The organism is Neisseria sicca, from assembly GCF_017753665.1.
Taxonomy (GTDB): domain Bacteria; phylum Pseudomonadota; class Gammaproteobacteria; order Burkholderiales; family Neisseriaceae; genus Neisseria; species Neisseria flava.
The window spans coordinates 2,312,621-2,323,181 of the sequence record NZ_CP072524.1 but is presented as its reverse complement, the minus strand read 5'-3'; the positions used below and the strand labels follow the sequence as shown (position 1 = coordinate 2,323,181).

13 protein-coding genes, 4 tRNA genes and 1 pseudogene are annotated in these 10,561 nt (G+C 46.9%); 2 read left to right on the top strand and 16 right to left on the bottom strand.

The window, feature by feature from the left end; all coding sequences use genetic code 11:
- Positions 1-100 precede the first annotated feature (100 nt).
- From rplL to rsmD, 13 genes are all read right to left on the bottom strand, one after another.
- Entirely contained in the window at positions 101-472 is a 372-nt protein-coding gene (gene rplL / locus J7445_RS11000) for a 50S ribosomal protein L7/L12 (RefSeq protein WP_003677916.1), read from the bottom strand.
- A gap of 58 nt (positions 473-530) precedes the next feature.
- On the bottom strand, positions 531-1,031 hold the full coding sequence (gene rplJ / locus J7445_RS10995; protein WP_003760504.1) for a 50S ribosomal protein L10: 501 nt from the start codon (positions 1,029-1,031) through the stop codon (positions 531-533).
- Positions 1,032-1,258: 227 nt separating this feature from the next.
- Positions 1,259-1,954, bottom strand: a complete 696-nt coding sequence (gene rplA / locus J7445_RS10990) for a 50S ribosomal protein L1 (RefSeq protein ID WP_003763421.1) — start codon at positions 1,952-1,954, stop codon at positions 1,259-1,261.
- Positions 1,954-2,388 carry a 50S ribosomal protein L11 gene (gene rplK / locus J7445_RS10985; protein WP_019270604.1) on the bottom strand — a complete coding sequence of 145 codons (435 nt, stop codon included), beginning with the start codon at positions 2,386-2,388 and terminating at the stop codon, positions 1,954-1,956. The genes rplA and rplK overlap by 1 nt, the downstream gene beginning before the upstream one ends.
- A gap of 106 nt (positions 2,389-2,494) precedes the next feature.
- Complete coding sequence (gene nusG / locus J7445_RS10980) at positions 2,495-3,028, bottom strand: transcription termination/antitermination protein NusG (protein ID WP_070654427.1); 534 nt, start codon at positions 3,026-3,028, stop codon at positions 2,495-2,497.
- A gap of 2 nt (positions 3,029-3,030) precedes the next feature.
- The gene (secE, locus tag J7445_RS10975; protein ID WP_003779769.1) at positions 3,031-3,303 is read right to left on the bottom strand and encodes a preprotein translocase subunit SecE; all 273 of its coding nucleotides are present in this window, start codon (positions 3,301-3,303) and stop codon (positions 3,031-3,033) included.
- Positions 3,304-3,422: 119 nt separating this feature from the next.
- Positions 3,423-3,498 (bottom strand) — tRNA-Trp (locus J7445_RS10970).
- 6 nt (positions 3,499-3,504) lie between these two features.
- Positions 3,505-4,689: an elongation factor Tu gene (gene tuf, locus J7445_RS10965; RefSeq protein ID WP_003742643.1), complete on the bottom strand. Its 1,185-nt coding sequence runs from the start codon at positions 4,687-4,689 to the stop codon at positions 3,505-3,507.
- Between the two features lie 40 nt (positions 4,690-4,729).
- Positions 4,730-4,804: transfer RNA gene (locus J7445_RS10960), tRNA-Thr, on the bottom strand.
- A gap of 11 nt (positions 4,805-4,815) precedes the next feature.
- Positions 4,816-4,889, bottom strand: a tRNA-Gly gene (locus J7445_RS10955).
- 36 nt (positions 4,890-4,925) lie between these two features.
- A tRNA-Tyr gene (locus tag J7445_RS10950) sits at positions 4,926-5,009 on the bottom strand.
- Positions 5,010-5,108: 99 nt separating this feature from the next.
- Positions 5,109-5,360, bottom strand: a complete 252-nt coding sequence (locus J7445_RS10945; protein WP_003679513.1) for a YfhL family 4Fe-4S dicluster ferredoxin — start codon at positions 5,358-5,360, stop codon at positions 5,109-5,111.
- A 121-nt stretch (positions 5,361-5,481) separates the two neighbouring features.
- On the bottom strand, positions 5,482-6,048 hold the full coding sequence (gene rsmD / locus J7445_RS10940) for a 16S rRNA (guanine(966)-N(2))-methyltransferase RsmD (protein ID WP_070655252.1): 567 nt from the start codon (positions 6,046-6,048) through the stop codon (positions 5,482-5,484).
- Positions 6,049-6,318: 270 nt separating this feature from the next.
- Between rsmD and J7445_RS10935 the strand changes: the two genes are divergently transcribed.
- Both J7445_RS10935 and J7445_RS10930 read left to right on the top strand, forming a co-directional pair.
- Positions 6,319-6,540 (top strand): hypothetical protein, encoded by a 222-nt coding sequence (locus J7445_RS10935; RefSeq protein ID WP_003742639.1) that lies wholly within the window; start codon positions 6,319-6,321, stop codon positions 6,538-6,540.
- A gap of 189 nt (positions 6,541-6,729) precedes the next feature.
- Entirely contained in the window at positions 6,730-7,425 is a 696-nt protein-coding gene (locus J7445_RS10930) for a hypothetical protein (protein WP_029609880.1), read from the top strand.
- A 74-nt stretch (positions 7,426-7,499) separates the two neighbouring features.
- Here J7445_RS10930 and topA read toward each other — a convergent pair whose 3' ends face one another.
- The 3 genes and pseudogenes from topA to J7445_RS12620 all read right to left on the bottom strand — a co-directional run.
- On the bottom strand, positions 7,500-9,806 hold the full coding sequence (gene topA, locus J7445_RS10925; RefSeq protein WP_070655256.1) for a type I DNA topoisomerase: 2,307 nt from the start codon (positions 9,804-9,806) through the stop codon (positions 7,500-7,502).
- 84 nt (positions 9,807-9,890) lie between these two features.
- Positions 9,891-10,346, bottom strand: coding sequence for a Smg family protein (locus J7445_RS10920; protein ID WP_003742632.1), 456 nt, complete (start codon positions 10,344-10,346; stop codon positions 9,891-9,893).
- A 25-nt stretch (positions 10,347-10,371) separates the two neighbouring features.
- Positions 10,372-10,527 (bottom strand): annotated as a pseudogene (locus J7445_RS12620) (DprA-like winged helix domain-containing protein); the annotation flags it as partial.
- Positions 10,528-10,561 lie beyond the last annotated feature (34 nt).

Here is a 10,561-nt window from a genome sequence, read left to right as displayed (position 1 = left end):
GCGAATAAATTGCAAATAAATGTAAATAATCTATTAACCTAATAACAACAAGCAAAATAAGGCTGGCAGAAAACTGCCAGCCTTCACAGGAAGCATCAAATTATTTGATTTCGACTTTAGCGCCGGCTTCTTCCAATTGTTTTTGGATGTCTTCAGCTTCAGCTTTAGAAACACCTTCTTTAAGAGTTTTAGGTGCGCCATCAACGATGTCTTTAGCTTCTTTCAGACCCAGACCGGTAATTGCGCGAACTACTTTAATCACGCCAACTTTTTGGTCACCGGCAGAAGCCAATACTACGTCAAATTCAGTTTTTTCTTCAGCAGCAGCCGCACCAGCACCTGCAGGACCTGCAACTGCAACTGCAGCAGCAGAAACACCGAATTTTTCTTCAAAAGCTTTAACCAAGTCGTTCAATTCCATTACGGTCAAAGAACCAACTGCTTCCAAAATGTCTTCTTTAGTAATAGCCATGCTATTTATACTCCAAATATTGTATTAAAAAATAATTGATTAACAGAAACAAAATTGATTAAGCGGCCTCTTCGCCTGCTTTTTTCTCTGCCAAAGCAGCCAAACCACGCGCAAAGCCTGATACAGGAGCTTGCATAACGAACAACAGTTTGGACAACAGCTCTTCGCGGCTCGGAATAGAAGCCAACTCAGCAACCTGAGCAGCATTCATCACTTCACCATTGTAAGAACCGGCTTTAACTACAATCTTGTCATCTTTTTTCGCGAATTGGTGCAGCACTTTAGCAGCAGCAACAGCATCTTCAGAAGCAGCATAAACCAACGGACCAACCATTTGATCAGCCAAAGCTGCGAATGAAGTACCCTCTACTGCACGACGAGCCAATGTGTTTTTCAGAACGCGCAAGTAAACGCCTTCTTTACGCGCATTAGCGCGAAGCTCAGTCATGCTGGAAACACTGATACCGCGATATTCAGCAACCACGAGAGTCTGAGCGTTAGCAATTGCTGCGCTGATTTCCTCTACGGCTACTTTCTTGGTTTCAATATTGAGACTCAAGGTCTACCTCCCACTGTTTATAAACAGGATATCGGAATGATATCCCACCAGCGCGGTAACCTAAAAAGACATCTTACAAGCAATCTTGCAATGTGTTTCAGGACTACCGTCTGCGTAGGGCAGTTACGATTAAATCTTGCGATCCCTACGGTCTTGGACATCTACTTAATTCTAAGTAGCCCAAATTCAAGCAACTCAAAAATAGAGTTGCTTGAAAATTTCTTAGATTAGTTATTCACGCTTGATGTATCAACGCGAACACCTAAACCCATAGTGCTGGATACAGCAACTTTTTTCAGGTACTGACCTTTAGCAGCAGCGGGTTTAGCTTTAACGATAGCGTCCAGCAACGCATCAAAGTTCTCTTTCAAATCAGCTTCAGCGAACGAAGCACGACCGATAGTTGCATGAACGATACCAGCTTTGTCTGTCCGATATTGCACTTGACCTGCTTTTGCATTTTTAACTGCTTCAGCCACATTAGGAGTAACAGTACCCACTTTAGGGTTTGGCATCAAGCCACGCGGACCCAAGATAGTACCCAACTGACCAACGATGCGCATTGCATCAGGAGAAGCAATAACAACGTCAAAGTTCAGATTACCTGCTTTGATTTCAGCAGCCAAATCTTCAAAGCCGACAACATCAGCACCAGCTTCTTTAGCTGCTTCAGCATTTGCACCTTGAGTAAATACCGCCACGCGGGTTGTTTTACCAGTACCTTTAGGCAGAACAACTGAACCACGGATAACTTGGTCAGATTTACGCGGATCAACACCCAAGTTGAAAGATACGTCGACAGACTCGTCAAATTTAGCAGTCGCTGCTTTTTTTACCAAAGCAATTGCTTCATCAATTGCATATAATTTATTGGCTTCAACAGAAGAGCGCAAAGCTTTCAAGCGTTTAGATACTTTAGCCATTATACAACACCCTCCACATCTAAACCCATTGAGCGAGCAGAACCAGCAATAGTGCGAACAGCAGCATCCAAATCAGCAGCAGTCAAATCAGGTTCTTTAGTTTTAGCAATTTCTTCCAACTGAGCACGGGTCAATCTACCCACTTTGTTTGTCAGAGGATTAGAACTACCTTTTTGCAAACCGGCAGCTTTTTTCAACAGAATAGAGGCCGGAGGAGTTTTCATCACAAAAGTGAATGACTTATCCGCAAATGCAGTAATTACAACTGGAATCGGCAAACCAGGCTCCATGCCTTGAGTTGCAGCATTAAATGCTTTACAGAATTCCATAATATTCAGACCACGCTGACCCAAAGCAGGACCAACTGGGGGAGATGGATTGGCTTTACCTGCAGGAATTTGCAGTTTGATATAGCCGATAATTTTCTTTGCCACTTATAGGACTCCTAAAAACGGGTATAGCGCGGAACCATTTCCGCTTCCCAAAAAAGAATTCAGTATTATATTTACTTAGAGATTTTTTTTCAAGGGATTTAAAAACTTAAATCTTTTCTACTTGACCAAACTCCAGCTCAACCGGGGTTTCACGACCAAAAATCTGAACAGAAACCCTCAATTTATTACGCTCATAATTCACTTCATCTACAATACCGTTGAAGTCAGCAAAAGGTCCTTCGTTCACACGAACTTGCTGCCCCACTTCAAATTCAACTTTAGGTTTAGGCTTCTCAACCCCAGAACGAACCTGTTGCAAGATTGCATCAGCCTCTCTTTGAGAAATCGGAGTAGGCTTATTTGCCGTACCACCAATAAAACCTGAAACTCGAGGGGTACTTTTCACCAAATGCCATGAATCATCGGTCATTTCCATTTCGACCAAAACATAGCCCGGATAAAACTTACGCTCGCTAATGGTTTTGCGACCATTTTTAATATCGACCACTTCTTCAACCGGAACAAGAATCTGACCGAAATAACCTTCCATACCTTCGCGAGCGATACGCTCTTTTAGGATCTTCTGGACATTTTTCTCAAAGCCGGAATAAGCCTGCACAACATACCAACGTTTTGACATTTTTACCCCCTCTTCAACAACACATCAAAAAACAGCCAAGAAATAGCACTGTCTGCCGCATAAATAAATACTGCCAAGATTGCTACAAATATAACGACGAATATCGTCATCTTAACTGCATCATCTCGCGTAGGCCAAACAACTTTTTTAAACTCAGACCATGAGTTTTTAAAATAGGAAAGCAGCCCTTCTCGCTTAGGCGGCGTAGAATGATTGCCGGATGTTACAAGCTGACCCGACTTTTCTGCTTTATGTTCAGATGTATGTTCAGTCATCTTTACTCACTCACCACAGCATCAAAGTCGCACTATCTCACTCATGCAATGGTTTAAATTAATTACTAAAAAAGAAATGCAAAAAAATTAACCGGCACAGGGCCGGTTAATTTTTTATTTGGCAGGCCAAGAGGGTCTCGAACCCCCAACCCTCGGTTTTGGAGACCGATACTCTACCAATTGAGCTATTGGCCTCTAAACTTAAGCGATGATAGAAGAAACCACACCCGCACCTACGGTACGGCCACCTTCGCGAATCGCAAAGCGCAGACCTTCTTCCATAGCGATCGGTGCAATCAGTTCTACAGTGATGGCTACGTTCTCACCAGGCATAACCATTTCTACACCTTCTTCCAAAGTAACCGCGCCGGTTACGTCGGTAGTACGGAAGTAGAATTGAGGACGGTAGTTAGCGAAGAACGGAGTATGACGACCACCCTCTTCTTTGCTCAATACGTAAACTTCTGCTTTGAATTTAGTGTGAGGAGTGATGGTACCCGGTTTAGCCAATACTTGACCGCGTTCCACTTCTTCACGTTTGGTACCGCGCAGCAATACGCCTACGTTGTCACCTGCTTGACCTTCGTCCAGCAGTTTGCGGAACATTTCAACACCGGTACAAGTGGTTTTTTGGGTTTCTTTCAGACCTACGATTTCGATCTCGTCACCAACGTGGATGACACCGCGCTCTACACGGCCGGTTACTACTGTACCACGACCTGAGATAGAGAATACGTCTTCGATAGGCAACAAGAACGGTTTGTCCACGGCACGCTCAGGAGTCGGGATGTAGCTGTCCAATGCGGCAGCCAGTTCGAAGATTTTTTCTTCGTAAGCGGCGTCGCCTTCCAAGGCTTTCAGTGCAGAACCTTGTACGATCGGGCAGTCGTCACCTGGGAAGTCGTAGCTTGACAGCAAGTCACGGATTTCCATTTCAACCAGCTCCAACAGCTCGGCATCATCAACCATGTCGCATTTGTTCATGAACACGATGATGTAAGGTACGCCTACTTGGCGAGCCAATAGGATGTGTTCGCGGGTTTGCGGCATAGGACCATCAGCAGCGGAACATACCAAGATCGCGCCGTCCATTTGTGCGGCACCAGTAATCATGTTTTTAACGTAGTCGGCGTGACCCGGGCAGTCTACGTGTGCGTAGTGGCGGGTTTCGGTTTCGTATTCTACGTGTGAGGTATTAATGGTAATACCGCGGGCTTTTTCTTCGGGAGCGTTGTCGATTTGGTCGTAAGCTTTTGCAGCACCACCGAATTTTTTAGCCAAAATAGTAGTCAAAGCAGCAGTCAGGGTGGTTTTACCATGGTCAACGTGACCAATGGTGCCAACGTTTACGTGCGGTTTGCTACGTTCAAATTTTTCCTTTGCCATGGCAAATTTCCTATCTTTAAAATACTGAGAAAATGGTATTTGGTGCCCATGGGCAGATTTGAACTGCCGGCCTCTCCCTTACCAAGGGAGTGCTCTACCCCTGAGCTACATGGGCCAATAGACTATTGGAGCGGGTGAAGGGAATCGAACCCTCACCGTAAGCTTGGAAGGCTTCTGCTCTACCATTGAGCTACACCCGCAGACTTACTGCATCAATGCTCCAACACATTGGAATTTGGTGGTGGGAGAAGGATTCGAACCTTCGAAGCTCTCGCAACAGATTTACAGTCTGCCCCCTTTGACCGCTCGGGAATCCCACCAAAAGAGAACGCAAGTTTATTCGTGACTCAGATTTTCGTCAAGTTCTTTTTTAATTTTGTTTTCTTAAAATCACTCAATTTATTGCTTTAAAAAAGAATTTATTTGAACTGAATGATTTTTTCGTATTTTGCCATCAGCTCTTCGTGTGTTTCCGGATGCTCTTCATCAATCAGGATGCAGTCCACGGGACATACCTGCTGACATTGCGGCTCATCGTAATGGCCTACGCACTGCGTACACAAATTAGGGTTGATTTCGTAAATTTCCTCGCCTTGCGAGATGGCGTCATTGGGGCACTCCGGCTCGCAAACGTCACAGTTAATGCACTCATCTGTAATAAAGAGCGACATTTCTTTTCCTTTTTCATTTAAATTATCAAAACCGATTGGGCGCGGATTATAGCACAAACGCGTCAAAAACAATCCGTTTAGGCGAATGTTTACACCCTGGTAATGATTCTCAAATCTCTTACTATTCAGCTACTTGGACAAACTGCAAGAGCACAAAACTGCTCTTACCCGCCCGTCCTTCGCGATAAGGCTCCAGCCACTCGGGGAAATCGGGCAGCTCCCCTGCTTCAATATAGACCATTGCCCCGTTTTTCAAGCTGTTTTTCAAAGAAGCAAACAAATTTTCCCAATCCTGCCACGCAAACGGCGGATCCAAAAAGACCACATCAAACTTTTCAGACGACCTCTGCAGATACGCAAGGCCATCGGTATTGAGGATTTCCAGTTTATCCAAACCCAATGCTCTGGCGTTTTGCCGCAGCATATCGGCAGTTTTGCGATTATTATCTGCCAGCACCACCCTCTTCGCGTTACGGGACGCGGCCTCAAATCCCAACGCGCCGCTTCCAGCAAACAAATCCAACGCATTCATACCGGTCAAATCCTGACCCAGCCAATTGAAAAGTTTTTCGCGGACACTGTCAGGCGTTGGACGCAGACCGTCCGCATCTGCAAAAACCAGTTTCCGTCCCCTGCATTGCCCGCCGATGATGCGGACTTGATTTGAATGTTTGCTGTGTTTGCTCATGATTAAAACGAATCGTCCAACAGTTTCAGACGACCTCTAAAGAATGACAAAGCAGCCATTATACCGCAGCGTTTTTTTCATTTAAGGCCGCATGAAAACAAATCGGCGCATCGTGAAATTTTATTTTTTATAATGGTAAACTTACAAAATTTTATAAATCATAAAATATTTTCTCAAATAAAAAGGTTGCTTACGTCCACCATTAGAACTTTCCCACCGTTTTTTCAGTCTATTGGCCATAATACTTAATGAAAATATGGATGGCTGACAATGCCGCTTTGGAAAATTATTTTGGGTGTTTATATCGGCGGCGTGATTGCCTTCACCGCCCACGCCCATTTCTTTGACGAATATTACCGCCACTTGGGATTGATTCCGAACTTGGGACGCGGTCTGCTTTGGTTCGTCTTTTGCCTGCCCTTGATCGGCAAAACCGTTGCTCTGATAGTCAGTTTATTCTTTCTTGCCACACTGGTTTTTGCAAGGCGTTAAATCCTTTCTTAATAAGACTGAAAAGGTCGTCTGAAAATTTTTCAGACGACCTTTTCAGTTTGAGTTTGACGACATGAAATACTGAACTATGTTTCACCATGTAAAGTGCATTTTAAACTTAAACTAGATAAATTACATTTACTTATTTATAATGAGTATCTCTCTGTGAAATATTTATATAAGGTTATTATCATGTCAGACCTGAATCTCAGTAACAGTATATTCCAAGGTTACAACGACAAACATGGTTTAATGATTTGTGGGTATGAATGGGGTTGGAGTAAAGCCGATGAGGCTGCTTATGTAGCAGGTGAATACAAACTCCCTGAAAACAAAATCGACCATACATTTGCCAATAAATCCCTCTATTATGGTGAGCAGGCAAAAAAGTGGCGTTACGACAATACGATAAAAAACTGGTTTGAAATGTGGGGACACCCCTTAGACGAAAATGGATTGGGCGGTGCATTTGAAAAATCCCTGGTTCAAACCAACTGGGCAGCCACTCAGGGCAACAAAATCGACAATCCAAACAAATTTCTCCAACCTGAACACGTCGATAATTTTCTCTACCACATTGAGAAACTACGCCCTAAATTGATTCTCTTCATGGGAAGCAACCTGACAAATTATCTTAATTGCGCAAATGTATTGCCGCGCTTCGAGCAGCTTGTCGGAAAACAAACTCAACCGCTACGAGTAGTACAAAAAGATTTTAGCGGTACACGTTTCAAAATCAGATTCCAATCGTTTGAAAATTGCGAAGTCGTCTGCCTGCCCCACCCTAGTGCCAGCCGCGGTCTATCTTACGATTACATAGCCTTATTTGAACCAGAAATGAACCGTATTTTATCGGACTTTAAAACGACACGCGGATTTAAATAAAACAATCACAGAACAGCAAAGGTCGTCTGAAATTTTTTCAGACGACCTTTTCTCTTTAAACCAACCTACTTTCATCATTCTTTCGGTGCAGGCGGTTCAATCTGTTCTTTCCAGCCGCATTCTTTTTGCGGACAGACTTTTTCCACGCCCCAGCGTTTGGTGGTTTTGATGGTCAAGACCGGCCAATGGCAGTTCGGGCATTCTTCGGCAACGGGCGGGTTCCAAGTGGCGTAGTTGCAGTCGGGATAGGTGCTGCAACTGTAAAACAGTTTGCCGTAGCGGGATTTGCGCTCGACGAGGTTGCCTTTTTTGCATTGCGGGCATTGGACGCCGGTATCTTTGGGTTTTTCCAGCGGCTCGACGTGCTTGCATTTGGGGTAGTTTGCGCAGCCGATGAATTTGCTGCCGGTACGGCTGTATTTGTACACCAGCCGTCCGCCGCATTTGGGGCATTCGCGCCCATCAAGTTCGGCTTGTTCTGCTTCGGCTTTGGCGATGCGCTCGGCGGCTTCTTCGGCGGTTTCGTTGACGTTGCGCGTGTAGCTGCACTCGGGATAGCCGGCGCAGGCGACGAAGCGGCCCATTTTGCCGAACTTGATTTGCAGTTTGTGTTCGCCGCATTTCGGACAGGTTTCGTCGAGTTCCTGCGTGGTGAATTTGGCGCGTTCGATGCCTTCTTTTTCTTCCACTTGCTTGATGAACGGTTTCCAGAATTTGTCCATCACAGGAATCCAGCGGCGTTTGCCGTCGGCGATTTCGTCGAGCTGGTCTTCGAGTTTGGCGGTGAAGTGATAGTCGACGTATTGGGCGAAGTGTTCGGTCAGGAATTTGTTGACGATGTCGCCTGTATCGGTGGGCATGAAGCGTTTTTGCTCAAGGGTAACGTATTCGCGGTCTTTGAGCGTGGAGATGATGCTGGCGTAGGTCGAGGGGCGGCCGATGCCGTATTCTTCGAGGGCTTTAACCAGCGTGGCTTCGTTGTAGCGCGGCGGCGGGGTGGTAAAGTGTTGCTCGCCGTAGAGTTTGTCCACGGGCAATTTGTCGCCTTCGCTCATTTCGGGCAGTTTTTTGCTGTCTTCGCCTTCTTCATCGTCGCTGCTTTCTTCGTAAACGCTGAGGAAGCCTGCGAAGGTTTGCACTTGTCCGGTTACGCGGAATACGCCTTTGCCGACGGTAATATCGACGGTGGTTTGGTCGAATTTGGCGGGCGTCATCTGACAGGCGACGGTACGCTGCCAAATCATTTGATAGAGTTTGAACTGGTCTGCACTCAGGAAGGGTTTGACGCTTTCGGGCGTGCGGTACACGGAAGTCGGACGGATGGCTTCGTGCGCTTCTTGGGCGTTTTTGGATTTGGTTTTGTATTGTTTGGCGGCACTCGGCAGATATTCTTTGCCGATTTTGTTTTCGATGTAATGGCGGATTTCGGTTAACGCTTCGTCAGCCAAGTTCACGCTGTCGGTACGCATATAGGTAATCAGACCGATGGCGCCCTGCCCCACGTCTATACCTTCGTAAAGCTGCTGGGCGGTACGCATGGTGCGGTCGGTGGTGAAGCCGAGTTTGCGCACGGCATCCTGCTGCATGGTGGATGTGGTGAACGGCGCGGCGGGATTGCGGTTGCGCTTTTTCTTTTCGATGGCGGTAACGACGGCCTCTTTGCCTTCAAGTTCTTTCAACACGTCGGCTTGCGCGGCTTCGTTTGGCAGGTCGAATTGTTCGAGTTTCGCCCCGTTGTATTGGGCGAGTTTGGCGGTGAACTTGCTGCGGCCTTTGTGGCTGTCGAGATGCACCGTCCAATATTCCTGCGCTTCAAACGCGCGGATTTCGTTTTCGCGTTCGCAAATCAAACGCAAGGCGGGACTTTGCACACGGCCTGCGCTCAAGCCGCGGCGGATTTTTTTCCACAACAATGGCGAGAGGTTGAAACCGACCAGATAGTCCAAAGCGCGGCGGGCTTGTTGCGCATCGACCAAATCCATTTCGATTTCGCGCGGATTGGCGACGGCATCGAGCACGGCATTTTTGGTGATTTCGTGGAACACGACACGCTGTGGCTTGATGTTTTTCAGGCCGCGTTTGGATTTGAGGATTTCAAAAAGGTGCCAGGAAATCGCTTCGCCTTCCCTATCCGGGTCGGTTGCGAGGTAGATGTTTTCGGCTTCTTTAGCTCCGGCAACAATCGCATCGACGTGTTTGGCGTTGCGTTTGATCAGCTCGTATTTCATGGCGAAGTCGTGTTCGGGATCGACGGCACCGTTTTTGGGGACGAGGTCGCGGACGTGGCCGTAGGAGGCCAAAATTTCGAAATCGCCGCCAAGGTATTTTTTCAGGGTTTTGGCTTTGGACGGTGATTCGACGATTAAGAGGTTTTTCGCCATTGTTTGTTCTCTTTTAATGTATTGGATGATGCGTTTCAGACGACCTTTCTGAACAAGCTGCGTCAAAAGGTCGTCTGAAAAGGTTTAATGCATGGTCGCTTTGCCGTTGAGCGCGCCCATCAGGTCGTCGCCGATTAAGACGGGCAATTCGCTTTTGTGCGCCCACAATAAGAGCAACACCAGCACTTTCGCCGTATCGAGTGTGATTTCTTCGGGCGGGATGTGCATCAGGGCGTGGATGACGATTTCGCGCTGCTCGTAAGTGATGGCGCGTTCGGCAACCAGATACTGCATCAGCCCCATGACTTCCTGCGGCAGGTTTTCCACTTCCTCGTTGCAATACACGCGCAGGGCATGGCTGTCGAACGGCGCGGCGGCGAATTCGGACGTATTGAACAACACTTCCATCATCATCAGCGTATTGCCGATTTCCGTTACGTCAAAACCCGCATCTTCCAACAGGCGGCCCAAATCCTCCGGCGGCGGGCAGTTGTCGAAATCTTGGAAGTGTTCGATGAGATAGGCGATGACTTCTGTCATGCTGGTTCCTTAATGAATGAATCAATTATGCTTTTATGCGCTGATAGCGTCCGCCCGGCAAGGCGGCGACGATGCCGTCGAGTTCGTATTCCAGCAGTCGAGCGTAAACGTCTGCCGCCGCCCATGCGGTTTGCTGCGCCAATATATCGGGATGAACGGGGTCGTAACCCATGGCGTCCAGCAGCCCGTCTTCCGCTGTCGGCGCGGCAACCGTA

What these genes read in the sequence shown, in the direction of transcription:
- rplL (WP_003677916.1), bottom strand. Translation starts at nt 472, where the DNA reads ATGGCTATTACTAAAGAAGACATTTTGGAAGCAGTTGGTTCTTTGACC.
- rplA (WP_003763421.1), bottom strand. Translation starts at nt 1,954, where the DNA reads ATGGCTAAAGTATCTAAACGCTTGAAAGCTTTGCGCTCTTCTGTTGAA.
- nusG (WP_070654427.1), bottom strand. Translation starts at nt 3,028, where the DNA reads ATGTCAAAACGTTGGTATGTTGTGCAGGCTTATTCCGGCTTTGAGAAA.
- secE (WP_003779769.1), bottom strand. Translation starts at nt 3,303, where the DNA reads ATGACTGAACATACATCTGAACATAAAGCAGAAAAGTCGGGTCAGCTT.
- tuf (WP_003742643.1), bottom strand. Translation starts at nt 4,689, where the DNA reads ATGGCAAAGGAAAAATTTGAACGTAGCAAACCGCACGTAAACGTTGGC.
- J7445_RS10945 (WP_003679513.1), bottom strand. Translation starts at nt 5,360, where the DNA reads ATGTCGCTCTTTATTACAGATGAGTGCATTAACTGTGACGTTTGCGAG.
- rsmD (WP_070655252.1), bottom strand. Translation starts at nt 6,048, where the DNA reads ATGAGCAAACACAGCAAACATTCAAATCAAGTCCGCATCATCGGCGGG.
- J7445_RS10935 (WP_003742639.1), top strand. Translation starts at nt 6,319, where the DNA reads ATGCCGCTTTGGAAAATTATTTTGGGTGTTTATATCGGCGGCGTGATT.
- topA (WP_070655256.1), bottom strand. Translation starts at nt 9,806, where the DNA reads ATGGCGAAAAACCTCTTAATCGTCGAATCACCGTCCAAAGCCAAAACC.
- J7445_RS10920 (WP_003742632.1), bottom strand. Translation starts at nt 10,346, where the DNA reads ATGACAGAAGTCATCGCCTATCTCATCGAACACTTCCAAGATTTCGAC.